The sequence below is a fragment of the Paenibacillus sp. FSL K6-1330 genome (assembly GCF_037976825.1).
GTDB lineage: Bacteria > Bacillota > Bacilli > Paenibacillales > Paenibacillaceae > Paenibacillus_AQ.
The window spans coordinates 6,063,564-6,089,503 of record NZ_CP150269.1; the positions used below are offsets into that span (position 1 = coordinate 6,063,564).

The window sequence follows — 25,940 nt, forward strand, 5'->3', positions numbered from 1 at the left end:
ATGAAATGGACCAAAGGTTTAAAAGCAGTGACAGCCGCTGCCCTATTAACCACTGTACTATCTTCGGTAACAGCTGTATCACCGGCTTCTGCCGCAGCCAAACCAACCGCTTCGATTAACAATGTGACCGCTAGCGGTGAAGTGCTGATTAAGCAGGGCTCCACCTTTGTTACCCTAACCGATCTCAAGCCTCTGGGTAACTATGTCATGAAGTACGACAACAGCAAGAAACAGGTGACGATTCAGGGTGACCACCGAACGGTGATTCTCACGGCGGGTAGCACCCGCATGGAAGTGAACGGAGTTCAGAAGACGCTGCCTGCAGCCCCGCTGCTCCATAAAGGCAAGACCATGATTCCCCTGAGGGCCGTAGCCCAAGCTTTTGATGCCGACATCGACTGGAATGGTTCTCTAAAGACGGCTTATATCAATAAAGCAGATGCCGTTATGCTTGCTGACTTAAAGAGCTCCGATCTGGCCACCGCCCGGAATGCTGCAGCCAAGCTGCCTTATTCATCCCAACTGCAGAAACCTGAGCTGGAAATGCTCCCTGTGGAAATGCAAGGCGTGAATTATTATTTTCCAAAAGGCAACTCCAATCGCTTCTTCCTGGTCGATAACGACATCGCTGAATATTACGAGATCCAGGGTGGCGTCAAATACTTGAAATGGCAAGGCAAGCTGGACTACTCCGCCAAAGCGGCTGCGAATCAGAACCTGTTCTTCCTGCCCCCGATTCAAGCAGAGATCGGTAAGCAGCCGGATGCCAGGAACTGGACTGTAGCCGAATTCGCATTCCGTTATCCTTCCGGCGTCACCAGCTACAAACTGCTCGACCGCGGCAAGGAATGGGGCGAAGGATACGTAGAGCTTGATAACCACTCACCAGGCTACAAAGGCGAGATCGTGCCGATTCCGGAAGAATGAATCCATTATAACAACCACCGTTAACGGCATGCGTTGATATCTGGCATTGACAATAAGGGTTCAAAGCCAACGGCTTTGAGCCTTTTTGTTGTGCATTTACGGACACGAAATCACATCAGCATTTAATTTATTACATGGTCGGATAAGAGCAGCAATAATCCGTAACGGTGCGGATTTCCAGCTTAAAGCTTGAATTGCCCGGAACGTTAAAGGTCGCGGCCCCTTGAATCTCTAACCACTCCTGCTCACCGGGCAGCAGGACACGCAAATCGCCCGACAAAATTTCCATAATCTCAGGGCCATCCGTGCCGAATTCATAGCTTCCCGGAAGCATGATGCCGAGCGTTACCTTCTCGCCACTGTCCAGCAGCACCGTACGGCTGGTTACCTTCCCCTCATAGTAAACGTTGGCTGCCTTTGTAACGGTAGCATTCTTAAATTGTGTCATCGACAAACTCTCCTCCTCCAACATCGTTATGGCTTGATATATGGACGGCACCCGCATGATGCGGGTGCCGGAAAATCAATATGGGGTTAGATCCGCCTGGATTACAGCAAGCCTTTTACGCGGCTAACCACATTCTCAACGGTAAATCCGTACTCGGCAATGACACGGTCGCCAGGAGCCGAAGCGCCAAATGTGTTGATGCCCAGGATGTCGCCTTTGTCTCCGACATAACGCTCCCATCCGAACGGATGAGCCATTTCAATAGCCAGACGGGCTTTTACGTCAGGAAGCAGCACGGAATCTTTGTATGCCTGATCCTGGCTGTCGAACAGATCCCAGCTCGGCATGCTGATGACGCGTACATCGATGCCTTCTTCAGCCAATGCTGCTTGCGCTTTAACGGCAAGCTGAACCTCAGAACCCGTTGCAATGATTTGAGCTTGCACGTTGCCATCCTTCGCATCGGCAACAACATAAGCGCCGCGTTTGATGCCTTCACGTGCATGATCCACCGTACCTGGAAGAATCGGCAGATTCTGACGTGTCAACACCAAAGCTACCGGACGGTCGGTGTTCTCAACCGCATAAGCCCATGCCGCGGAAGTTTCGTTAGCATCCGCAGGACGGATCACCGTCAGGCCTGGAATAATGCGCAGGGAAGCCAATTGTTCAATTGGTTCATGCGTAGGGCCGTCTTCACCGACAGCGATACTGTCATGAGTCAGCACATACGTAACCGGCAGCTTCATGATCGCAGCCAAACGTACAGCCGGACGCAGATAATCCGTAAATACGAAGAACGTACCGCCGAAAATCTTCAGTCCGCCATGGAGGGCGATACCGTTCATGGCACCGGCCATTGCGAATTCACGAACACCATAGTACACGTTACGGCCTTCGTAGCTGTTCGCTGTGAAAGAGGCCAGGTCGTTCAAGTGAGTCATTGTGGAGCTTTCCAGGTCAGCCGATCCGCCGAGCAGCTGCGGTACGCCTGCAGTCAACCCGTTCAGCGCTTTACCGGAAGCTACGCGGGTGGAAACCGCTTTGTCATCCGCGCTGTATTTCGGAAGGTCTTTGTCCCATCCTGAAGCCAGTTCACCGGATTCGCCGCGCTCGAATTGCGCTGCCAGTTCCGGGTAAGCTTCTTTGTATTTCGCAAACTGATCAACCCAAGCTTGATAAGCCGCAATACCGCGCTCTTTCACTTTGCCGAAATGCTCGCGCACTTCCTCAGGCACATAGAAGTCCTCTTCATATACCCAATTATAGAAATCCTTGGTCAGCTTCGCTTCATCAGCTCCAAGCGGAGAACCGTGCGTACCGCCATGGCCGCCTTTACCTTGTTTGTTCGGGCTGCCGTAACCAATGACGGTCTTCACTTCGATCAGCGTCGGACGGTTCGTATCGGCTTTCGCTTCCTCGATCGCTTTCTCGATCGCAGGCAAATCGTTGCCGTCTTCTACGCGCAGCACTTGCCAGCCATAAGCATCAAAGCGCTTCGCTACGTTCTCGGAGAATGCCAGGCTGAGCTCGCCGTCAAGGGAGATATCGTTGGAATCGTACAACATGATCAATTTGCCAAGCTTCAAATGACCTGCCAGGGAAGCTGCCTCGGAAGCCACGCCCTCCATCATGTCACCGTCGCCGCAAATCGCATACGTATAGTGATCAACCACATTGAAGCTGTCTTTATTGTAAGTCGCGCCCAAATGAGCTTCAGCCATTGCCATACCTACAGCCATGGCCACGCCTTGTCCAAGCGGACCTGTCGTTGCATCAACGCCGGCCGTGTGGCCGAATTCCGGGTGACCCGGGGTTTTGCTTCCCCATTGACGGAACTGCTTCAGATCCTCAATGGACAAGTCATAACCGCTCAGGTGAAGCAGACTGTAGAGCAGCATGGAGCCATGTCCTGCAGACAAGACAAAACGGTCGCGGTTAATCCACGCCGGCTGGTCCGGGTTATGGTTCATCGTCTTCGCGAACAGTTGGTAGCCCATAGGTGCAGACCCCATCGGCATGCCCGGATGACCGGAGTTGGCTTTTTCGATCGCGTCGATCGCCAATGTCCGGATCGTTGCGATGGACAGGTTGTCGATCGTTTGGTTATGTTCAGTTGTCATGATTCGTCCTCCTCAAATCTTTTCCATAGTAAGCTTCGAAAATGAAGGCTTCTTACGTCCCGCCAGCCCCAATCCACATAGTATCAGAGCAGTTAGGAATGTTGAGAATATCATTTTGACTCTTATTGTATCACCACACGTCTTTCATTTCCATAACGTAATTGTCAAAGTTGTGTAAAGGCCGTCAGGGAGAGCGACATCCCCCTTGCATTATTTCCCTTAATAGTCCGGTTATAACCGGATTCGACATCCGTTAAACGATTTTATGGACTTCGGCGGTATGGAAAAAGTTACTTCACTCGACAAATGAAAAAGCTTCGGCCTAAGCTGCACATTAGACAGCTTAGGCCGAAGCGTGAGGCCGCACATCAGCGCGTGCCGCGTTTTTTGGCTTTGAGGAGGCGATCCATGGAGGAGCCTCCTTCCGGAGCCGGCCCGGTTCTCTCGGGCCGTCCTTGGCCGTCCCCCTGCGCCTGCGGCGGCGGGGGAGGCGGCGCGGCCGGCTTCGCCTGGGCCGGCCGCTCTTCCCGCAACGGGGCATCCGCCCGCTGCGAATCGCGCGCCTCCGGCGGGGCCTTGCGGCCCCCTGCCGGAGCTGCGCCGGGTGCCGGGGCGGGGTTCCCGCCCCCGGCACCGTGGCCCGCGCCGCTGTGCTCGCGCGCGCGGGCGGGGCCTGCGGCGGCTTCGCGGAGCTGCCGCCGTAGAAATCGGCGGCGCGGGCTTTGCGCGCCGCCAGCCGCTCGAGGCCGGCGTCACGCGCGGCCTCGCCGACAGGTGCCGGCCGCCTGCGGAGCAGGGCGGCCAGCCTAGCGCCGATGGCGCCCCATGGCAGAGCCAGGCGCCGCACGGCGATGTCGGCGACCCACAGCAGCAGGGCCGCCGCCAGCAGCGGATAGCTCCAATCATGGAGATTCATCCGCGAGGTTGCCTGCCGGTCAAACACTTCGGCCGGGTTGTCCCAGGATAACACGCGGCCTCCGGTCGCCTCGGCCAGCCGCTTCATGGCTTCCTCGCCGCTGCCGGAGGACAACCGGTATTCCGGCGAATACGGCACCACAAAACCGGTGCCTGGCACGGCCTGCAGCGCTTCTTCCCCGCTGGCATCCTCAAGAGACAGGAGGAATGCCCCGGGCTTCGTGACATTGACGAGCCCGGTATAACGGCCGGGAGCTTCCTGGATAAGCTCCACCGTCTGCTCGCCAGCTTCATCGTCCCCGATCACCGCATTCAGCTTCTCCGGCGGATTCTCGCCCTCTGCCATAACTTGGAGCTTGACTTGGTTGCCGGCCGTCTCGGTAGTCACTTCATAGGGCGACGACGTAAACTGAGGGAACGTCCACTTCACGATTTCAGTCAACATGTTGGCAAAGCCGGACCACGATACCCATTCCTTGGACCACTTTCCGCTTAAATCGCTCGTCCATGCCACCGTTCGACCGGATCCGTATTGCCAGCGCGACAGGATCGGGTCCGGCTCCGGACTGGACAGAACCGTCTGGGCGGAAGACTTCGGCGTTGTCGCTACATAACCATATAGCGCCGGTACGCCCTGCTGGAATAGACTCGCCCAATCGCCCGCATTCTGAACAGCCGGGATAAAGGGTTTATCCACGATATAGGATTTGGCCAGCATCACGGCCTCCCTGCTGAATACCGCCGGCAGTGTCGTTTCATCCTCAACGAAGTAATAACGGCCTTTAGCCGCATCCGCCAAGGATTGAAGAAGGTTCGTATCGGCATCCATCCCGACCGCCACCGAAGACATCGTAATTTTGTTCTCCACCATCGTATCGGTCAGATCCTGATAACCGGAATTCATGGCCGATTGTCCGTCGGTCATCAGAATGATATGTCTGCGCTGGGCGTTAATCTTCAGCATTTCTTCAAGTGCGGAGGAAACGGCAGGATAGATGTTGGTTCCTCCGGCGCTCGGAATCGACTGGATGCTGCTGAGCACCTCTTCCTTGTCCCCGAGCTTCTGCGGCGGAACAACCCACCACGGCTGATCGTCAAAGGCGACGACGCCGACCGTATCCTTGGCTCTCAGCAGCTCAACCGTGCGCATGGCCGATTCTTTGGCCAATTCGATCTTATTGCCATCCATGCTCCCCGAACGGTCAATGACGAGGATGAGACCAAGCGATGGAATCTCCCGTTTGCCTTCCAGCTCCATCGAGACCGGCAGTGCTTTTTCAATCGGGGTTTTAAAATACCCGCCCATCCCAAAGCTGTCCTCGCCGCCCGCCATCATAAACCCGATGCCGAAGCTTCGGACCGCCTGCTCGATCAGCTCCATCTGCTTGCCGCCGACGTCACTGCCCGAGACGTTATTAAAGATGATGCTGTCGTACACGGCATACTTCGCCGCTTCCAGCGGAAGCAGCTCTGGCTGAATCACTTCGGTGCCGATCATTCCGGACTCCAGTGCTGCCGTGATATTACCTGACGTTCCCGGGGTTCCTTCAACGATCAGTACGTTCGGCGGACCTTCCACCCGGGAAAAATCAAACGCTGCATTATTGGCGGATGCCTCATCCCCATCCATGAAGATTTCGGCACGGTAACGGTGAAGTCCCGGGCTCTTAGCCAGGCCTTTTACGGCATACCGGTTCTCGCCCGGGGTTACGTCGACGCGTTCCCGGCCGATCTCACGGTTGTCCTCGTAAATGCGCAATTCACCGGAGGTCTTAAACGTGCTGCGGATCATAACCTCCACATAGAAAGACTCCGCTTGATACAGCTTATCCGGTACCTTTAGTTCCTCCACCGCAACGTCACGGATAGCCTGCTTCGGAGTTGGAAGCACATCAACCGCAATGCCCCGGTCCTTCAGCAGCCTTCCGGCCGCTGCCATGCTGCCCACATTCTCTTCCCCGTCCGAGATCAACACAATTCTGGAATCGCTGTTGCCCTCGAACAGGCTCCCTGCAAGCTGAAGACCGGACTCCAGCCCCGTAAACTGCTGCTCCAGCAGCGCATTTAAAGAGGCTCCTGCATTCTCCGTAGAAGATAATCGCCGTTCCACAGCGCCCTCAAGACCTGTAGAAACAACAGCGGTGCCATCCTTCTCGCCTTTTGCCGCAAGGGAATCGTTAATCCAATTCGTGATCCGGGCCGAATCCCCCATACTGTCGGAACGGTCCGCCAAGTACACCACCTGTTTATCCCGCAAGACGGTATAACCGTGCAGACCCGAAATCATAAGAATCAATAACAGAATGACGCAGGTTCTAAAGAATAAGGCCAATTTCTTGCGAAAACCGCTGAGCCGAAAATCCGATTTGTATGCGTAATAGAGAAAGACTCCTGCCGGGATCAACAGCAGCAAAAACCATGGTTGGCTAAATTGAACGCCCACGCTGGTACACCCCCCATTCCGCTACGATCACAGCCAGTGCCAAGGCCGCCAGCCATGGCATTAACGAACCGGCATCCCTTGCCGTCTCACTGTGCCCAGACGTCCCGGCACGTTCACCAGCTGCCGTATCCGAGTTCGGTGACGTTTGACTCACGACCGGGCCCTGATCGTTGCTCCAATCTGCCTCGTACGGGTCTGCCGTTACTGCCAGCCAAAACTTAAGCTTCTCACCCGCTTCATTCTGCTGTTCAAAAGCGTACAGCCCCGGATATTCCGGTACGAGCTGTACCGGCGATATCCCTTGCTCGTTCCGGAGGGCTTCCGCAGCAGGAAGGCCGTCAACAAGAGCAAGACCACTCTTAGGTACCCATTTTGCCGCTACCGTATCCGCCGCAATCGGTATATCCGCTTGCGCGCCCGCCATATATCGGCCAAGGCCGCTCCCCTTGCCCGAGGTCATCCACTCCAGTGCATTGCTAACCATGACCGGGAATTCCGGCGATAACGGAAGATCGCTATCCTGAAGCAGGAAATTAAACGACAATCGCGGTCGCCCGTTTTCGCTTCCCGCATAGACGATGGGTTGATCCCCCAGCTTGACCACAGGTTCGCCCCAAGCAGGGGCCTGATCCACCAGCGTACCGAAATAGACGCCCGATAAGGTTACATAGGCGGTCACCGGATGCTTCGCAAGCACGGCGCGTCCTCCTTGGCTTCCAACTTTGGTGCCTTCTCCGCCGATCGTCCAGAGCGGCGTTTTGGCGGCCAGCTCCGCCCACTTCCCTTGCTTGAACCCTTCCGGCATGCTCCCGTCTATGACGAGCAGATCAAATTCGCCATCAGGTACGGGCGGTACATCCGATGCTGTGCCATTATCCGTATTTTGATCCGTGCCTGGATCCTCACCCGTCTTGTCTTCGGAGCCATCCCAGGCAACCCGGGTGACTTCGGCTCCGCTTAGCTGCAAGGCCTTCTCCAGAAACAAATTGCCCGAAGTCAGCAGAAGTACGCGCGAAGATCCGTGACCCAATCCGAATGCAAAGGAATAATTGTCTGCCGCATACCCGTCATCCTGGGATAACTCAAGCCGATACACCTCCGCAAACGGGAGATCGGCAAAAGATTCGGTTAATTTCTTCCCCGGCGTAAGATTCAACACCTTGCTGGCCAGCAGCTGTTCATCCCCGTAAAGATTCACTTCGGTCGACATCGCTTCCTTGGCATTCGTGCTGAGGACAGCGACCGCCGCATAGGATGAACCTGTTTCACCTTTGAGTGAAATGCCGAATTGGTCGATGGAAACGTTAAGAGGGTGCTCCCCCTGTACCTTCTCTACGGATACTGGAACCTGAAACGATATGGGAGCCGTATCCTGCTTCCAGTAGCTATCTGTAAAAATAACGACTTCTGCATCATGTTCTTCCCGTGTCAGAGCGGAAGCGAGCGATAAGGTTTCCCTGTAGGATGCCTGGCCGTAATAGGGCCGCAACCCATCCACGGCCTTATCGATGGCCGCGCGGTCGCTTTCATGGGAGACCAGCGTCGTGGGACTTGCTCCCACAGACAGAAGGGTGATCTCGCTCCGTCTCCCTTGGTCCTTCACGTACTCCTTAATTCGTTCCTGCATCATTTGTAGCCTGGATGTGGCTTCGCCTTCTGCCGAAGGCTGAATCTGCGCGCTCATGCTGCCCGAGGTATCGGCAACGATGACCACATGGGCGCTGCCTCCGCCAGACACCTGCATAAAGGGCTGCATCAGTGCGAAGACCATCAGCGCAGCAGCAAACAGCTGGAGCCACAGCAGAAGCCGGTTCTGCAGCTTCTGCCACGGCCTGTTAGCCTCCAGGTTCCGAAGCACCCGCTCCCACAGCAAGTGGCTGGGAACGGTTGTATCCACATATTTTCGTTTGAACATATACATAAGCACGATAGCCGGCAGCGTTAAACCGAACCATAGGCTCAGCCAAGATTGAATCCCCAACGTGTCCCCTCCTTACTCCCGTGGACCCTGACTAACACGACTTGGTTGTTTTCTCAAAGCATCGGATGAAGGCTCGTCCATCTTTTCCTATTTGAATGAGTTCTCTTCTTATTTGTTCTAAAGATCACAGACAGATGCTCGTGAAGCCTGCATTTCATAGCGTGTCTATTTACCGGTCTTACCCTGTCTACAAGCTTCCCAAAGCGTATGAAGTCCGGCAGATGCTTGGAACACTGCGTCCTGTATGGGGCTTGCCTTATCCAGTAACCAGACCTGCTCCTGCCAGTACCCCGAACATCGCGTCCGTAAGCGGCATGTCCGCCGGAATGAGCACGTAAGACATGCCCCGCTCCGCGCACACGCGGGACAGCATCGTCCGATACCGCTCCAGCTCCTCTTTGTAAGCATCGAGCACTTTACCCGTCAACGCTACTTCCTTGCCGCTCATCGTTTCGCTGTCGACCAATCGCAAATCGCCGGTCAATTTAGGCTCTAGTTCTTCCCTCGACAAAACATGCACCAGCACCACTTCCTGCCCGGTGCCGGACAAAAGGGATAGCGCCCTGAACAATTCCTCCTCGCCGCCCGCCAGCCAAAAATCCGAGAACACCCAGGTCATCCCCGGCTGCCGAGGGAGTGCGCCAGGAACCGCAAGCGCGGCGCCCAAACTTCCCTCACCTCCCGTTTCTGCCCCTTGCAGGAACGAAAACAGGCGATGGGCCGAGCCCTTTCCTCTCATGATCGGAAGACGAGCATGAATCGAACGGCTGTAACAGGCGACCTGCAGCCTGTCGTAGGAGGACAATGCCATGTAGCCGATGCTTGCGGCGAGTTGACGTGCGAGCAGCCATTTCAGGCTTCCCTTCGTTCCTGCCGGATCCGCAGCGGATAGTCCGGATGACGATGACATGACAGCCCCCATCGATGCGGAGCAATCCACGAATAGGCTGACTGTCAGCTCCTGTTCGTCCATGAATTGACGCACGAACGCTTTTCCCGTACGAGAATAAACGCCCCAGTCAAACCTGCGGACATCATCCCCGGGCGAATACACTCGGTAATCGGCGAACTCGAGGGATGATCCGAGCCGGCGGGATCGTCTCTTTCCCTGCAGCGTTCCGGCAACCCGTCGCTTGGCATCAAGACTCAATCGCTCCAGGCGCGGAAGCCATTCCGGAGGAAGCAGGTGCCCGGCCCCGCTCACGCGGACACCTCCAGCGCTTGCAGAACCTCCTGAATGACATGGTCTGTTGTAATGCCAAGCGCCTGCCCCTCGAAATTCAGGAACAAACGGTGACGCAGCGCAGATAAAGCCACGGCGCGAATATCCCCTGTCGATACATGCATCCGCCCGCTGCACAAGGCCCGAACTTTGCTCACCGAGATGATGGACTGAATGCCCCGCGGTCCGGAACCGTACTGGACGTATTTCCGTACCGCCTCCGGTGCCGCAGCCTCCTCCGGATGCGTCATCATAAGCAGACGAACCGCATAGTCCAGAATCTCCTCGGCAACAAGCACTTCCTTGGCTCCATGCTGGATTTCCAGCAGCTCTTCCCCCGTCATTTGCCGTTCCACCTGGAATTCGTGGGAGGACGTCGTCCGCTTTACGATTTCCTTCAGTTCATCCGCACTCGGATACGATACTTCGATCTTTAGCAGAAAGCGGTCAAGCTGCGCCTCCGGCAAGGGATACGTCCCCTCGTTTTCCAATGGGTTTTGCGTCGCCAGAACAAAGAAAGGTTTTGGCAGCTGATGGGTTACCCCGCCCACCGTGACGGTCTTCTCCTGCATGGCCTCCAGCAATGCACTCTGGGTTTTGGGCGTGGCCCGGTTAATCTCGTCGGCCAGCACGATGCTGCTGAACAGCGGACCCTTTTGAAAGGTCATTCCGGTGTCTCCATGCTGCCCGAACGACAAGATGTTGGTGCCCGTTATATCGCTCGGCATCAAATCCGGCGTGAACTGAATACGGGAAAAGGACAATTCCAACGCTTCCGACACCGTGCGAACGAGCATCGTTTTACCGAGACCCGGAATCCCCTCCAGGAGGGCGTGCCCTCCTGCAAAGATACACCAGAGCATCTGCTCCACAACATCCTGCTGCCCGACAATCACCTTGCCAATATGTTCCCGCAGGCCTGATATTTTCTCCATCCATTCCTGTGGTCTCACTGCAATATCCGACATGGACGAAACCTCCATCTTCTTGGTAAAGTTCAAATACTCATTCTATATAAGTTGAACTAAAGATTCTTAGCCTGAGCATCACTACGAATGCGGATTATTCTTCCGATCGCTGATATGAACGAGAACTGTCAAATAGCAGTTTGTAACTCCCTTGTTTTTCCCAATCCCCCTTTATACAAGAGAGGGTGTAAAAACTGAACTAGAAGGCAAAAGCTATCAACGGTGAGCAGTCTGATATCCGCGGGTTTTGTATACCGCATGTTTTCTCTCCGTCTGCAGAGAGTGCACCACGAACTGTTGTCGTGCGTCGTTTCCTTTGGAGGGATGGCACATAGCGATGGACGTGGATTCTCTCTTACGGCTTTTCCCTTTGCCTTCTAACTCAGTTTTTCATCTTCCACCTGTTTTTTTGGGGAACGGGATCACCTTGAATCAACCATTCTCACAATACGACTAGATTCCAATAGGAATGGTGATCACCTATTTATCCTTTTCTCTTCAAGTTCTCGGGCAATCGACCAAATAAATCCACTTAGTTCACGCGCCACGGCCACAACTGCTTTGCCACTAGGCTTACCCTTTGACAGCATTTTCGTGTATTTTCGATGTAGTCGATGCTGTGCCTTCCAGGATATGGCCTGAATTTCAGGAGATTTTCCTTGTTGACGTTTCTTTAACTCTCCTTGTAGCGCAGGTTTATAGCGGTAACTCCAAGCGGATTCGACCAATAAACGACGAAGGTGCGTATTCCCCGATTTCGTAATGTTTCCCTGCCATCGGCTTTGGCCACTTGAGTATTCCCTCGGCACCAAACCTGTGTACCCCATGAAAGCCTTCGCATTACCAAACCGGGTAAATGAACACACTTCCGCTACGATTCCTGTTGCTGTCGTTTCAGCTACTCCACGTAAGGTTTGAAGGGCTTGTATTAAGGGGGCGTGGTGCCCTTCCGTGGCTTCTTCGTGAATGGCTGCTTCCAAACGCTTCAGACGTTCTTCATTTTCATCCATCTGATGCAGCATTTCCTGCAGAACCAAACGTTGAGAAGCGGACTCGAATGGAATACGTCCTAACCATAACCGGTATTTAGCCGTCCAGCGGCGAAGTGGCTCTTTAGGTGCAATCTGATGACGAAGGAGAAACTTCCCGATCCGCTGCCGGATTCGAGCTCGGTCTTCCTTAACATCTTCACGCATTCGTACCAAATCACGAAGCGCTTCTTCCTCTGGAGTAGGTACATGCACACGTGTTAATTCACCTGCTCGAAGTAATTGTGCCAGACGCATCGAATCCCTACGATCCGTTTTTACCCGTTCTCCTGGACGACTAGGCATAAGTGATGGGGCGATAACAATGCAGTCATATCCATGTGCAGTTAGCAAACGAACTAAAGGATATCCTGTTGGACCTGCCTCGTAACAAACGCTTAATTCATTGGGTTGGCCTAACTTCCTCAATACTTTCAAGATGTGATACTCGGTATGAGGAATCGTGCCCAAATACCGAGCGCCTTCTCTTCCTGGATCTGCTACAGATACAGCAATATTTTCCTTCGACACGTCTAAGCCTACGTATTTTATGGTATCCTTCATAGTACAGACTCTCCTTTGCAATTTAGCTCTGATTTTGGTTTTGGTTTAGCTTCTACTACACCATTATTCCCAAAATTAACCTAAGATGTTGCAATTACGGGGAGTCTGTCTCGTTCATGATAACTGTTGCCCCCACATTTCTTCTATACATCCATATCATGGTTAAAATCCGGTGAGAAAGGCGACCACTTCGTTTCTCCAGAATAATTCCGCCTTCTCCGTTGAAGTTCATCTTTTCTTTAGTTCAATCTATATAGCTTCCGTTATTGGCTCTTCGATCCTTTACGGATTCGGATTGATTTGTATGAAATATTCTTCAACCAACCCTTGCATCTGGTCAGGCAGTTGATTGCGATCTAATGTTTTACGCGCTTCGGTCTCATAATCGCGGTACACTTCCTCATAAGGCCTAGACATGCCCGGAACGGTCGGCGAAACGCCGCCCTTCTGAATATCACCGCCACTGCCCTTGATCTCGCCGGAATCGTTCTGCACATTGCCGCTGCCTTTGTAATCCCGAGGGATCGTCACAAGCTCGCGACCGCCAGAGCCAAAGCCGGCTCCGCTGCCGGTCCCGCTTCCCGATCCTCCGCTGCCACCTGAGCCGGAGCCTGCTCCTGATCCGGAGCCGCTCCCCGAACCGGACCCACTGCCGGCGCCTTGACCTTCACCGGCTCCGGAGCCGCCTTCCCCGGAGCTTCCCTCCGAGCCTTCGCCTTCTTCTCCCGAGTCTCCCCCAGATCCCGCCTGCGCCAACGCCTCGGCACTGCCGCCGTTACTCCAGGCATCGGATACCGACATCCCGGCAGCCGTCATCTGATCGGCCAAGCTCAGTCCTTGCGAAGCAAGGGAGGACGCCAGCGAAGCGGCGGATTGCGACTGACTATCCGACGCGGCTTTGGCTTGCGCCGCTTTAGCCAGCTCCTCGGCCAACTGCTGGAGCGCTTCTTCCAGCTCCTTCGGCAGCTGGCCTTCCTTCAGCGAGTCCGCTGCTTTCTTGAGCTCTTGCTCCAGCTTCCCGTCCTCCAGCTGCTTGGCAGCTTCCTCAGCCAACTTTTTCAAAGCATCGGACAGCTCGTTCTTCTCTTCTTGGGACATCTTTTTCACCTGCTCGGTGAGTTTCTTCATTTCCTGCTTGAGCTCATCGGCCATGCCTTCGGCAAGCTTTTTCCCCACCTGGGACAACGCCTTCTGCTGCTGCATTTTTTGGGCAAGCTCAGACAATGCCTTCGCTTTTTCCTCCTGCTGTTTCGCTATTTTTTCAAGCTCTTTCATGGCTTCTTCCAGCTTCTCCAGCGCTTCCTCGGGACGCTTCTCACGGTCCAGCGCTTTTTTCAAAGCATCCAGCTTCTCCTGCAGCTTCTTCCTGTCGGCAGGATCGAGCGTTTCTTTTGGGAGCTCCTCCGCAAGCTTTTCGGTTTTGGCTGCCTGCTCCTTCATCCAGCTCTGCGCCTCTTTTGCCGCTTCCACCTTCTTGTCCATCGGGTTCGGAACAAAAACAAGGATGAGCACGGCAGCCAGCGAAGCACCACAGATCAAGAGATGTCTTTTACGACTAGGGTAAGGAAGACGCTCCGGCAATTGCTCCGCAAAACGTGCACCATAGCGTTCCGCCTGCTCACGCTGCCATTTAGCGGCCTGCGATTCCTGTTCTTTGAACGATAGTGCCGTGACCATCATGTCGCTTCGCTCTGCTCCGTCCGGAACATGATCCATCGCTGAAGCGGCCTCTTCGATCGGAACCCGGTGCAGCCATCCCCATAACAAGCCTACGAAACCTGTTCCGACAGGAACGGCCACGGATGCGACGGGAAGCCAGGCAATGGGTACAAATCTCCCCAGCACCAGGAGCAGCAGCAGCGCGGCAAACCCTGCCATCAGTCCGTATAAAACATATGTTATGACGCGAAATCGCTGCAGCCGCCGTCTCGCAGCTTCGATAAAACGCATGATGTTGTCCATTGCTCTTCCTCCTTACCGTACTCTTATGCTTTAAGGTTACGCTTCATCCCGCGTCATTTCCGGTACTTGCGGGAGCTGTGACTCGTCCTTATCCTTACGTTTCCGCCTTGCGATAGGACGTATTTTCCGTATGGCAACCCACAGGGCAAGAACAATCACAACCGAATACACGATGAAGAATTCCAGCCACAATTCAATGGGGGCCTTACTGTTCAAACTTCCGCCGTGCAGCAGGAACACTTCCTTGGAGAACGACGGGTTGAACAAACTCATCATCGCTCCGCCGGGATTCAGACCCAGCAAATATCCGACCCATGAATAACTGCCCGGTGTAGGCGTTATCCCGCTTTGATACATATTCCGCTGTTCAATCCCCATGAAGAACAGATACAGCAGGCCTGTGACAAGGAATATAATAAGTCCCGCACCGTAGGCGACAATAATCGCGACGATGGTTCTTTTGAATAAAGTCGAGAACATCACGCCAAGCGAACCGAGCAGCAGCATCACGAATAAATAAAAAACAAAAACGGATATGAGCTGTTTCGGCGAAATCCCTCCATACAGGAAAACAATGCTGTATATCGGCAGGGTGGCCAGCACGATCAGTGTCATGAAGCTGAGTGCCGACACCAGCTTGCTCAGCACAATCGTGGCTGAGCTCTGCTGCGTCGTCAGCAGCATGCTCAGCGTTTGCTTCTCCCGCTCGCTGCTGATGACGCCGGCGGTAAGAGCAGGTGCCATGAACGCGATGAGGACAAGCTGAGCAAAACTCAGCACATAGAACATCATTTGGCTCATCTGCGGATCGAATCGCTGAGGTCCCCGCTGTCCCAAATATAAGAAGAGGTAAATGAAGCCCATCGCAACAGCTCCGAGCGCCAACACATAAAATAACACCGACAGCATAGAACGCGTAGAACGCATCCGCAGCCGAAATTCCTTGTCAATGACCGGATTAATTAGCTTTCTGCTCCAATTCATTCGCGGGGTCCCCCTTTGGTAATTTCGAGGAATACATCCTCCAGATTGCTCTGTGCTTCCTGAAACGAGACAATCGGAATTTCCCAGGAGACCACCTGCCGCAGCAGAGCGCTTTGCTGCGCATCATCCCCGCCGTAATGAACATGGACACCGGTGTTATCTGTTAATACCGACGAGACAAAGGGTTCGTCCCGCAGCTTCTCGGCCAGTTCCTCTTCACGCTCGAGCGTGCGGATATGGATGACTTTTTTCACGCGGAGACGGCTCTGAATATCAGCCACCTTACCTTGGGCAACCATCTCGCCGTGTTCAATCACGCCGATTTCATCCACCATCTCCGCCAGCTCAGGCAAAATATGCGACGAGATGATGATCGTCTTGCCCATAAGCTTCAATTCCTTCAAGATTTCACGCATCTCGATCCGCGCCCGCGGATCCAGCCCCGAAGCCGGCTCATCCAGAATTAATACGTCCGGATCATGCACCAGACACCGGGCAAGGCATAAACGCTGCTTCATGCCGCGCGAGAGACTGTCGACGTACGTATCTGCTTTGTCGCTCAGGTTGACGAGCTCCAGGAGCTGCGGAATGAGCTGCTCCCGCTCGGCGCGCGGAATGCCGTAACTTGCCCCGTAAAAATGCAAATATTCGGTAGATTTCAGCTGGTCATACACGCCAAAGAAATCGGGCATGTAGCCGATCCGCTTGCGGACCTCTTTGGGATGCTGGGTCACGTCAAAGCCGCCGACTTTGGCAACGCCCGAGGTTGGCAGCATCAGGGTGGCCAATATGGACATCGTCGTGGATTTGCCTGCTCCGTTCGGGCCGACAAATCCAAATACCGTCCCTTTTTCGATATGAAGACTGATGTCCTTCAACGCATGGAACGTTCCGTATTTTTTACTGAGGTTTCTAATCTCGATCATGGAGTGGCCTCCCCCTTCACAGACAGCTCAGGCATCATAAAGTTGGTCTGATCCTTGGCGGTGATCATGAAACGGATCCGATTTCCCACGATATACTGCTCCGTATTTTTGGTAATGGTATGCACATTGTTCACGTCTGTAACAGGCTCCCATTCGCTCTTCTTCGAGTTCCAGATCTCCATCATAACGTTGTTGTTGAATTTGGTGCCTCTCATGGACAATTCCGAATACTTCACGTTGCCTTCCGATATTAACGGGAATTCGGCGATCAAGCTGCCCTGTCCCATTTCGACCCCATGAGGGTAAACCCCATACATCGGCGCATTCACCTGCGATATCTCGGGAGACAGGAACCCGTAAGGAATGTTGATCTCCCCGTTCAGTCCCCAATCCATCTCCACGGGCTGTATCCAGAAATTGAGCTGATCACTCTCTACCTCAGCGCCTTTCAGCGTATAATTCGTCAAATGATCCTTGCTCCATCCCAAAATGTAAGCATCCCTGTTGACCATTCTGTTGGAATATCCGTATTGGGACAAAATATCGCGCTCACGCTGTTTCGGATCATTCTGCGAATAAGGGTACAGCATCCCGGATAAGTCACCGCCCGTATACTTGATGATTTGTTTCGGGTCCTCAGGAACGGCAGCCGCCTCTCCCTTCTTAATATCTCCCAGCTTATAGGCTTTGCCTCCAATAACCAGTGCAACCTCGGTCAAATCGTTAATCGTGTCATTGGTGACCTTACCGTTTAATTCTCCTTTGGCATCCAGCTTCAAATCCATGCCGAGGCGCCCCATCTCCTCGGTTCCTTGACGGTCCACCCATACCTTGGCTAATGACCATTGGGACATGTCGCGAAGCTCCAGCGTCGTGGACGCCTGCTCCATTCGGACAAAATTTTTATTCTCGCTCATTCCCCCAAACGTGTTCCGGGACTGCCCCGTTCTCAAATACGTATTCTCCGGAAATTCCAAGGCATAGTTCCCGCTTCGAGGCGTGAAGAATGCGGAAGCCGTCGATTTAACCGCATCCCCCTGACCGTTTAGTTCAATCAAGTTGATAGTGTGTGCGAGTTCCCGCGTCTTGTCCGATGAACCGGCCACGTAAACGGAACCGCTCGCGATGACGGCAATGATCGGGATCAAGAACCAAGCCCATTCCCGTTTGTCCGCCTTTTTCAAGATGTAGTAGAGCAGCGGCGCAACGACGACCGCATAAATAATGAGCATCCACAACAGCAGCGTGAAGGAAGGCATCTTCAGTGATGGAAAATACTCCAGAACGTAATTCAAATTGTCCATAAGCGAATTGTAATACATACCATTCTGCGCACCCATCATGGGAAGGTTATTGCGCAGTATCGATGCCCAAGCATCCGGATGGCCTGCCCATGAACTCACCGGTTCCATAGCCAGATCATAGGCCGCATATTGAACACTTCCTTGGCCATAGGTCTTCGAAGCAAACAAAGGTTGTCCATCCGCTTCAATCCCGATTTGGGCGCCTTCCACTGCTTTTGCTGTAGAAATGGTAAATGCCCCATCCAGTTTCAGCGGTTTCCCGCCAAGCTTCTCCAGCTCCGCCAGCGAGTTAACGGTGGTGGTGCCATTCGCAACAACCGGCGTTATGTCGGCAAACGGTGCCGCTGTTTTGGTATATCCCGCGCCTCCGGCCAGAATCAGGGTGCCGCCGCCATTTACCCAATCCGTAATCGCCTTGAGCTTCAGCTCTGACAGCGTATCGGAAGCAAAATTGTTAATAACGATAACGTCCAGTCCGTTCAGCAGCATTCCATCCGATGGAACGCTGGCGTTCTTAAGCGGGAACACATTCACGCTGTTGCCTTTGCCGTTAAGGACATTCATGAAATTCATCGTATCCGGATCATCCGATAACACCGCAATAAGTGCGCCTTGATAAGGAGAAGCCTGCACGTAATTTTTACCTGTGGCAAACGGAATCTGCTTCCCCTTGGTATAAGATCCTTCATAGAAGAGGATCTGGTTATTATCTTTATTCAGCATGGCCCCTGGAATGCCGATCACGACTTCCTTCGGCGTATCCTTCGGCAGGTCCACCTGCTGGACGTAGGAAGTTTGATATCCGAAGCCATTGTAGTTCTGAATCTGCACGACCACGTCACCGGATATATCCCGGTCACTGGTTAAGGTCAGTTTGAGCGGATTCCATTTATCATGTTTAATCTTGCCTTGATAACCCATTTCGGATTGAATGCCAATCTTCGCTCCGTCGGCGTAGACGTTTCCGGACGGAATCGACAAGGATAACGTGGCAACAATCAGCAGCGCCACCATCGGCAGCAACATCCACGTTTTTTTTGTATAAAACGACAACTGATGATTCCCCTCTCCACATATAAATTGCTTTCACATGAAAAATGACACATATGTTCAGAAGACGTATGTAAAGGTTCTCTTCACAAGTTCAACTATATTGACGAGTCGAATTCATGAAAAGTTTGACGTTTCCTTCCATAAAGAGATATATTGGCCTGTATTTTCAGCATCCCAGAGGTTTTTGGTGTTTTTTACCAAGTTGGTTATAAATAAAAATCCCACTCCAATAAGAGGAGCGGGATCAAGGGGTAATCCATTGCAGCGTTAAAGTGTTGGGCTGCTCCATTGTACTATCTATGATGAATCGTCCGAATACAGCCTCATATTCTTACATGAATCTCAGGCACAGGCCCGGTTACTCTGGCATGGCTCGCCATTGTGTTCGTGCTGTTTCCGAACCTGCTGGCTGTCTTCCTGTCTGGTCATACGTACGCTTGCAAATCTTTTGCAAACCGTTAGTTGAATACAACCGTTTTATTGTTATGCACCAGAATCCGATCCTCGACATGCCATTTGACGGCTCTTGCAAGCACCACGCGTTCGATGGTACGGCCAATACGCTTCAACTCGTTGACATCGTCCCGGTGGCTAACGCGCTGCACATCCTGCTCAATAATCGGTCCGCCATCCAGCTCTTCGGTTACATAATGGGCGGTTGCTCCGATAATTTTCACCCCGCGGTTATAAGCTTGCGCATAAGGCTTGCCGCCGACAAAGGCCGGAAGGAAGGAATGGTGAATATTGATAATCCGGTTCCGGTAATGTTCGATAAAGGTTGGCGAAATAATCTGCATGTAACGCGCTAGGATAATCACGTCGATGTCATCGCCGATCACATCCAGCTGACGTTGCTCCGCTTGAGGCTTCGTATCCGCCGTAACCGGAATGTGGTGATACGGAATACCGAACGATTCTACGTACTCCTTCATATCCAGGTGGTTACTTACCACCAGTGCGATATCCGCATCCAGATCGCCAGCCTGCCATTGCCACAACAGCTCTACAAGGCAGTGATCTTCTTTTGAAACAAAAATCGCCAGTCGTTTCTTACGGACCGCATGATAGATATTCCATTCCATATGGAATTGATCGGCAACTTCCTGGAAGGACTCCTCCAGCTTGGGAAGCTTCGTATTCAAATCCTCCAGATCAAATTCAACCCGCATAAAAAACATGCCGCCGGCCGGATCCATCGTATATTGGTCAGACTGAACGATGTTCGCGCCATGCTGGTACAGAAACTGGGAGACCGCTGCCACAATTCCCGGTCCATCCGGACAAGAGATCAGCATACGGGCACGATTAGGGTACTGACCTGCCACAGACGGCAGATCCTTCTTGATGTGAATTTCCATGAGACTCGGTGATCCTCCTTTTAAATCTGCAATTAACATGAACGGCACCTCTCAAGAAAAACAAACCGCAACATGCGGAAGTTTTCTTGAGAATGCCTTAGTACTCTTAATATAAAGCCATTTAATGAAGCTTATGATGTCAAGGAAACACCGGACAACCAAGCGATCAGCCGTTGATTGATCTGCTCCTCCGAAAGGTCGGACAGCAGGCCTGCTGCCATGACCATATCATACAGACGCTCCATGGGTTCGCGAGGATCCGCCTTTTTGGCTTTGGCATCATTCTTCAGAAGTGTCCAGGTATCCAGCACGAACGAACGGGATTCAATGCCTTCCTTCGCAAAGAAAGCACTCAGCTCTTCTACTTGCTGAGCAAAAGTTGGCCCGAAACGGCCTTCCACATCCCCACGCAGAAGCGCAATCTCGATCTCATACATCGGACGCTGCGTCTTCGGATCTTTACCGATCCACGGCGTCTCCAGAATGAACGGTCTGCCCTGGAGCTTCTCATGATGAACCACTCTTTGAATGGCTTCATAACCGATCCATCCGGTTCCAATCGGCGTATGACGGTCTTTACCCGCTCCACGCGGATTCTTGCTGTCGTTCACGTGCACAACCGTTAACCGGTCGAGTCCGATCAGCTTGTCGAACTGCTCCAGCACGCCGTCCAGATCATTTACGATATCATAACCCGCATCATGAATATGGCAGGTGTCGAGGCAGATGGCCAAACGGTCATTGTACTTCACCTTATCAATAATGGAAGCAATTTCTTCAAAACTGCGTCCCATCTCAGTGCCTTTGCCGGCCATCGTCTCCAGCGCAATCTTCACTTCGGTCTCATCCGTACCGCCGAGCACTTCATTGAGGCCTTCGGCAATTCGGTCGATGCCGTATTCCGCGTCCTTATCGGTATATGCACCCGGATGGAGAACGATATTCTTCACGCCGACCGCATGCGTGCGGCGAATCTCCTCTTGCAGAAAGCTCACCGCCAGCTCAAACGTGTTGGGCTTGTACGATCCAAGGTTGATAATGTACGGCGCATGAACCACAATCTCATCAATCCCACTTTCCTGCATAGCGGCTCTGCCTTCTTCGATAAACATGGAATCGATCGGCTTACGGCGCGTGTTTTGCGGTGCGCCGGTATATATCATGAACGAGCTTGAGCCATATGATGTAGCTTCAGCCGTCGCAGTCAGCAATCCCTTGTCCGAAAACGACACGTGGGAACCAATTTTCAACATGCTGTATCCCCCTTTTTTAACACACAATTACACCTATTTTAGCTTGTATATCGAAATAAATCTAGAAATGCGTTATAATTCTCATGAAAGTGTCATGTGACAATAATCATTGAGGTGATATACAAATGAAGAGCACAGGGGCCGTCATGGGCTATTTGTCGTCCAGTGCGCCGCCGTCATGGTTCATGAACTCCATTGCCTTCTGGGGATGGGTCATGCTTGGGCTTATGGGCATCGGCGGATTTTTCATGTTCCGCAAGTTTCTAAAGGTACTGCCGAAGGCTGACGGTAAATCTAAGCTTGACTGGCAGAACTACTGGGTGGAGAAGAGCCGCCCGCTCTGGAACGAAGACTCCAAGGCCTTTCTGGGTGAGCTTGTAATGCCGGTTCCTGGCCCGTTCCGGGATATCGCCAAACACTCCATTGCAGCCGAAATCGGCAAAATCGCCGTCGAATCCGGCGCAACCGAAGTCACCCGGGATCACTGCATCAAAGGTTACATCGTGGCTACGCCGAAGCGGGATTACAAATTTTTAATGAACTTCCTGCACAAGAAAGGCATTGATTATACGCCTTACGAACACCTGATTAATAAATAGAAGTCTGTTGAGTTTAATTGACCGGACAGGCTTACAAAAAAAGAGAAACAAAGCCCAGCCAGCCCGTGGTGCATGGCGGTTGAATTCCGCACATGCCCCACGGGCTGGTTTGTTCCACATCAGGATGTAATCCGAACCGCAGGTATCATGCCATTATTGTACTAATTTGAAGACGGAAAGATGCGGCGTTCCGCCTGCCCCATCCTTATCCCTCCAAACAGAGCCGGATTAGATCGTCCACATGAGCGGTAGCCAAGCATTCCACCGTGTCGGCGGCCCCGTAATAGATTTTCACTTCTCCATCCTCCTCCAGCACCATGCCGCCGGGGAAAATGACATCATTGCGGAAGCCCCCATCCGTCTCGTACAGTGCCTCAGGCGCAAGCAGGGGCGATGCGCTCATACCAAGGATCTTCTTCGGATTGTCAAGATCGAGCAGCATAATGCCGGCAGTATACCGTTTCTTCCAGGTCGGCTCCCAGCCGTTCTTCCCTCTAGCGGAATCAATATCCACCGCATGGAACGTAGTGAGCCAGCCCTTTTCTGTCTTCACCGGCGGTGCGGCCGGACCGATCTTGTCATTGGCGAACGGCACCTGCTCCACCGCCAGCAGGAGCTCGGAACGGCCCCAATAGATCAGATCCGGCGACTCCGAGATCCAGGTGTCGAACCGGTCCACTCCGCCGCGGCTATACACCGTGAACGGCCGTTCCAGCCGGACGTAGTTGCCGTTGATCCGCTCCGGAAACAGCACCATATTTCGCAAGTCTGGCGTTGACATGCTCAATACCTCAAAGGATTCAAAATCGTCCGTTACTGCGATACCTCCCCGGATGCCGTGCCGCGTATCTACCGCGAAGCACATGTAGCAGCGGCCGTCAATGACCGTCAGACGCGGATCATAGGCGCGAAGAATCTCTTCGTCGCGCAGCTTGAAGATCGGCTTTGGCCCCGCTGTCCAGTGAATACCATCGTCGCTGAAGGCGATGCCGAGATCTGTCGTATGATGCGGATCAATGATCTGCTTCTCCAGCGAGCCATAGTCATTGCGGAATACCATGATGTAGCGGCCGTTAAACTTAACGACGCCTGCATTGAAGACAAGTGCGGTGGGATACGGTACACGTGCTGCGTCCAACACGGGGTTGGCGGGATGGCGGCGAATGAACGGGCTGGACGCCAGCGTTCCGATGTTGGGCATATTCGTGGTTTTCATCTATTAATATCCTCCTAGTAAGCTGGAAAGTACAATTTCCGGGTTATCATGTGGCCTATTGCGGATTCGCATTCACCCATATGTTTCTAAACAAGAAGCCCATGTCTTGCGAAAGGATAGTCGATCGTAATCCGTCCTGCCTGACAATCGCTAAGACCGCTGTAAAGATCAGCCTTGCCGTCCGGGCGCATGACAATGCCTGAAGAAAAGACACAGTCAACCAAATACGGTGCCTTGGCAGGCCCCACCGGGTAGCAGGAACGACTTCCGATCAGATGAAGGTCAGATGACTCTCGGGTGGTTGGATCGAAGACGAAGGCCATGTTCAGGTACACCTTCAATTCCCCTCCGCTCTCATCCTTATCCTGGTAGCAAATGTGGCCAATGATGCCGATTTTCCCACTGTCGAGAAGATAAGCTTGATTGACGCCTCCCCATTCGCCTTTCCCGAAAATGCCGTGAATGTACGGTGCGTTCTCGATGACGTCCGCAGTCAAATCTTCCAGTCTGTCAACGACCGTAAAGCCGATCATGGATTCGCTCCCATATTTACCTGTCATCTCGGCACTCCGCGGACGCGAGAAGACGCCGATCTTGCCGTCAGACAAAGGAACAAGACGAATATCCTTCATTTTGTTAGGTCCGGTAGTAAAGTAGTACAAATTATGGAGGTCGGTGCCCCGAAAGAAATAGCCGAAAAATGTGCTGTATCTTCCACTCTGATATTGCACATGAGTCCCGCCCATGACAAGCTCATCACCGATTTCACTGATGTAAGGGTCCTCCAGAGTATAGATCATGCTATCTTCCACCACGCTCCATTCATCCTGTCCCGTTTCCTCGAACAGGCGGACCCAAGAGCGGGCCCATTCCTCGCGACGTTCTACCCGCCCGAACAAATAGCACTTCCCATCCCGTTTGAATGGAATCGAAATATTGTAGACATCAAAACCATCCACGCCATGAAATTTCAAGGTTGCACTTTCATAGATCATTTTTGTCGCTTCAAATTCAATTCGTTGCTTCTGCAAGGTCAAAATTCCTCCACACCTTCCTTTTGTTTTTCAACTCGTTTATTTAAGTGAAGCTTGATACTCCTGGAATTGCTTCTGGTATTCAGCAACCACTTTATCCAGACCGGCTTTCCTCATTTTTTCTAGTGCAGCCGGGAAGGCCTTATCGTATTCTTGGACACCCATATAAATCGGAGTGATGCTTGCCGAAGCTTCCGACAAAATATTGGTGTATTCAGCCCTTACATTCGTCGGGTCAAAAATAAAGTTCGCCGCGATACTATTGATTGCATTCGGATTTGGCTCAAACAAGACTTTGTTGTTATCTGGAATGCTGTTCTCCAAGTCAAATCGCATGAAGTTTACGTTGCCGTTTTGCGAATCAGAACCTCTAAACCCCGGATTATTATTGTTATTCGGATCTTTGATCGGCTTAAAGCCCGTCTCACCGTCCTTGGTGTAGTGCTTGCCTTCAATGCCATATTGTACAAGATCATAATTTTCCTGACTTGCCAGCATCCAATCCATGAATTTGACGGCCGCTTCCGGATTTTTGCTATTTACCGGTACGGCATTTCCGTTCTTGAAGGTGAGCGGACGCATATATTCTTTCTCCGGGTTAAACCATACAACGCCGATATCGTTTACAGTGGCTTCTGGATTGTACTTCTTGAGCCCGTTCAAGCTTCCGCCAGTTCCCAAACGGACGAACCATTCACCGCTGTCGAGTTGTGCATCTACCTGCTCCTGCTTCATGACCAGGATATCGGGATTGGTAATACCCTTTGTGTACAGCTCGCGCATGAAAGACGCATCTTTCTTGAACTCTTCGGTCTCAATCCAAGACTTGACCTCACCGCTTTGATTCACATAAAAGAACTTATCCCTCACGGTAAACGGGAACGTGTCATAAGTCCTGTGCAGGATGGACGTATGCAGGTAGATCGGGTCAAAGTCAGCGCGAGTGCCAAGATAGGGCTTATTGCTTCCCTTCCAGTTCTTCATGACAATCTCCCAAGCGCTGATCAATTCAGCTGGAGTCGTCGGCTCTTCGAGATTATTCTCAGCGAGAATGTCACGACGAATATTGAATTGACCTTCACTCGCCATTTCAACCCAATAAGAGGGAACGGCATAATACTTGCCATCGATTTTAGCTCCGTCGAAGATATCATCAGGAATATATTTCTTCAGATTTTCTCCATGCTTTTCGATCGCATCCGTGATATCTGCCAGTGCACCGCGGTTATAGTAGCTCGAGAACGGCGTGCGGTCCTGCATGACGTGGAACAGGTCGAAATCTTCCCCAGTGGACAGCATTAAGTTCAGTTTCTGATCCCACGCATCCCACGGTATATATATTTTTTCCACCTCAACGCCGACACCGTCCGCAGCCAGCTTCTCATTGACCTTTTGGAACACTTCCTTGTAGTCTTTCGGCTCTGTGCCTGGAACTAAATATTTGATTTTGACCGTATTGGCAGGCTTGTCATTATTCTCTGAATTGGAGACTGAAGAATTGTCTCCCTTACCGCATCCAATTAAAGTCGAAAGCACAAGAACCACAGCCAATAGAAACACACCATACTTTTTCATATTAAATATTGACCTCCTTCTATAAAGTGCTTAATTTATGTTAACCCCGAAGGGGAG

At 52.5% G+C, this 25,940-nt stretch carries 18 protein-coding genes; 2 read left to right on the forward strand and 16 right to left on the reverse strand.

From position 1 onward, the window contains the following. Positions 1-927, forward strand: a complete 927-nt coding sequence (locus NYE54_RS27600) for a copper amine oxidase N-terminal domain-containing protein (RefSeq protein WP_076324631.1) — start codon at positions 1-3, stop codon at positions 925-927. 130 nt (positions 928-1,057) lie between these two features. Here NYE54_RS27600 and NYE54_RS27605 read toward each other — a convergent pair whose 3' ends face one another. The 13 genes from NYE54_RS27605 to NYE54_RS27665 all read right to left on the reverse strand — a co-directional run bounded on the left by NYE54_RS27605 (position 1,058) and on the right by NYE54_RS27665 (position 21,459). Next, on the reverse strand, positions 1,058-1,375 hold the full coding sequence (locus NYE54_RS27605; protein ID WP_339267666.1) for a pyrimidine/purine nucleoside phosphorylase: 318 nt from the start codon (positions 1,373-1,375) through the stop codon (positions 1,058-1,060). Positions 1,376-1,476: 101 nt separating this feature from the next. Further along, positions 1,477-3,498 (reverse strand): transketolase, encoded by a 2,022-nt coding sequence (gene tkt / locus NYE54_RS27610; protein ID WP_339267668.1) that lies wholly within the window; start codon positions 3,496-3,498, stop codon positions 1,477-1,479. 343 nt (positions 3,499-3,841) lie between these two features. Beyond that, a complete protein-coding gene (locus tag NYE54_RS27615) occupies positions 3,842-6,856 on the reverse strand; it encodes a VWA domain-containing protein (protein WP_339267670.1) in 3,015 nt (1,004 codons plus the stop codon). Beyond that, positions 6,840-8,837: a BatA and WFA domain-containing protein gene (locus tag NYE54_RS27620; protein WP_339267672.1), complete on the reverse strand. Its 1,998-nt coding sequence runs from the start codon at positions 8,835-8,837 to the stop codon at positions 6,840-6,842. The genes NYE54_RS27615 and NYE54_RS27620 overlap by 17 nt, the downstream gene beginning before the upstream one ends. A 256-nt stretch (positions 8,838-9,093) precedes the next feature. After that, positions 9,094-10,041, reverse strand: coding sequence for a DUF58 domain-containing protein (locus tag NYE54_RS27625; RefSeq protein ID WP_339267674.1), 948 nt, complete (start codon positions 10,039-10,041; stop codon positions 9,094-9,096). Further along, positions 10,038-11,027: a MoxR family ATPase gene (locus NYE54_RS27630; protein WP_339267675.1), complete on the reverse strand. Its 990-nt coding sequence runs from the start codon at positions 11,025-11,027 to the stop codon at positions 10,038-10,040. The genes NYE54_RS27625 and NYE54_RS27630 overlap by 4 nt, the downstream gene beginning before the upstream one ends. Positions 11,028-11,503: 476 nt before the next feature. Then, complete coding sequence (locus tag NYE54_RS27635; RefSeq protein ID WP_339267677.1) at positions 11,504-12,619, reverse strand: IS110 family transposase; 1,116 nt, start codon at positions 12,617-12,619, stop codon at positions 11,504-11,506. Between the two features lie 282 nt (positions 12,620-12,901). After that, on the reverse strand, positions 12,902-14,581 hold the full coding sequence (locus NYE54_RS27640; RefSeq protein WP_339267678.1) for a phage tail tape measure protein: 1,680 nt from the start codon (positions 14,579-14,581) through the stop codon (positions 12,902-12,904). A gap of 36 nt (positions 14,582-14,617) precedes the next feature. Beyond that, entirely contained in the window at positions 14,618-15,565 is a 948-nt protein-coding gene (locus NYE54_RS27645; RefSeq protein ID WP_339267680.1) for an ABC transporter permease, read from the reverse strand. Beyond that, a complete protein-coding gene (locus tag NYE54_RS27650) occupies positions 15,562-16,491 on the reverse strand; it encodes an ABC transporter ATP-binding protein (protein WP_076324640.1) in 930 nt (309 codons plus the stop codon). The genes NYE54_RS27645 and NYE54_RS27650 overlap by 4 nt, the downstream gene beginning before the upstream one ends. Next, positions 16,488-18,848 (reverse strand): hypothetical protein, encoded by a 2,361-nt coding sequence (locus NYE54_RS27655; protein ID WP_339267682.1) that lies wholly within the window; start codon positions 18,846-18,848, stop codon positions 16,488-16,490. Before NYE54_RS27655 ends, NYE54_RS27650 begins: the two co-directional genes overlap by 4 nt. A gap of 458 nt (positions 18,849-19,306) precedes the next feature. Further along, positions 19,307-20,206 carry a formyltetrahydrofolate deformylase gene (gene purU, locus NYE54_RS27660; protein ID WP_339267684.1) on the reverse strand — a complete coding sequence of 300 codons (900 nt, stop codon included), beginning with the start codon at positions 20,204-20,206 and terminating at the stop codon, positions 19,307-19,309. A 131-nt stretch (positions 20,207-20,337) separates the two neighbouring features. Further along, positions 20,338-21,459 (reverse strand): deoxyribonuclease IV, encoded by a 1,122-nt coding sequence (locus NYE54_RS27665; RefSeq protein WP_339267686.1) that lies wholly within the window; start codon positions 21,457-21,459, stop codon positions 20,338-20,340. A gap of 125 nt (positions 21,460-21,584) precedes the next feature. Here NYE54_RS27665 and NYE54_RS27670 point away from each other — a divergent pair, with 125 nt between their 5' ends. Then, positions 21,585-22,058 (forward strand): DUF2621 domain-containing protein, encoded by a 474-nt coding sequence (locus NYE54_RS27670; RefSeq protein ID WP_339267687.1) that lies wholly within the window; start codon positions 21,585-21,587, stop codon positions 22,056-22,058. Positions 22,059-22,263: 205 nt separating this feature from the next. On the opposite strand, the gene NYE54_RS27675 is transcribed toward NYE54_RS27670, so the two are convergent. The 3 genes from NYE54_RS27675 to NYE54_RS27685 form a co-directional block, all read right to left on the reverse strand. Further along, positions 22,264-23,274, reverse strand: a complete 1,011-nt coding sequence (locus tag NYE54_RS27675; RefSeq protein WP_339267689.1) for a glycoside hydrolase family 130 protein — start codon at positions 23,272-23,274, stop codon at positions 22,264-22,266. An 86-nt stretch (positions 23,275-23,360) separates the two neighbouring features. Beyond that, positions 23,361-24,305, reverse strand: a complete 945-nt coding sequence (locus NYE54_RS27680; protein ID WP_339267691.1) for a DUF1861 family protein — start codon at positions 24,303-24,305, stop codon at positions 23,361-23,363. 42 nt (positions 24,306-24,347) lie between these two features. Beyond that, a complete protein-coding gene (locus NYE54_RS27685) occupies positions 24,348-25,883 on the reverse strand; it encodes an extracellular solute-binding protein (RefSeq protein WP_339267693.1) in 1,536 nt (511 codons plus the stop codon). Between the last annotated feature and the right edge of the window lie 57 nt (positions 25,884-25,940).

Excerpts from the sequence above, each read along its gene's own strand:
- NYE54_RS27600 (WP_076324631.1), top strand. The coding sequence starts at position 1 with ATGAAATGGACCAAAGGTTTAAAAGCAGTGACAGCCGCTGCCCTATTA.
- NYE54_RS27605 (WP_339267666.1), bottom strand. The coding sequence starts at position 1,375 with ATGACACAATTTAAGAATGCTACCGTTACAAAGGCAGCCAACGTTTAC.
- tkt (WP_339267668.1), bottom strand. The coding sequence starts at position 3,498 with ATGACAACTGAACATAACCAAACGATCGACAACCTGTCCATCGCAACG.
- NYE54_RS27630 (WP_339267675.1), bottom strand. The coding sequence starts at position 11,027 with ATGTCGGATATTGCAGTGAGACCACAGGAATGGATGGAGAAAATATCA.
- NYE54_RS27635 (WP_339267677.1), bottom strand. The coding sequence starts at position 12,619 with ATGAAGGATACCATAAAATACGTAGGCTTAGACGTGTCGAAGGAAAAT.
- NYE54_RS27640 (WP_339267678.1), bottom strand. The coding sequence starts at position 14,581 with ATGGACAACATCATGCGTTTTATCGAAGCTGCGAGACGGCGGCTGCAG.
- NYE54_RS27645 (WP_339267680.1), bottom strand. The coding sequence starts at position 15,565 with ATGAATTGGAGCAGAAAGCTAATTAATCCGGTCATTGACAAGGAATTT.
- NYE54_RS27650 (WP_076324640.1), bottom strand. The coding sequence starts at position 16,491 with ATGATCGAGATTAGAAACCTCAGTAAAAAATACGGAACGTTCCATGCG.
- purU (WP_339267684.1), bottom strand. The coding sequence starts at position 20,206 with ATGGAAATTCACATCAAGAAGGATCTGCCGTCTGTGGCAGGTCAGTAC.
- NYE54_RS27665 (WP_339267686.1), bottom strand. The coding sequence starts at position 21,459 with ATGTTGAAAATTGGTTCCCACGTGTCGTTTTCGGACAAGGGATTGCTG.
- NYE54_RS27670 (WP_339267687.1), top strand. The coding sequence starts at position 21,585 with ATGAAGAGCACAGGGGCCGTCATGGGCTATTTGTCGTCCAGTGCGCCG.
- NYE54_RS27675 (WP_339267689.1), bottom strand. The coding sequence starts at position 23,274 with ATGAAAACCACGAATATGCCCAACATCGGAACGCTGGCGTCCAGCCCG.
- NYE54_RS27685 (WP_339267693.1), bottom strand. The coding sequence starts at position 25,883 with ATGAAAAAGTATGGTGTGTTTCTATTGGCTGTGGTTCTTGTGCTTTCG.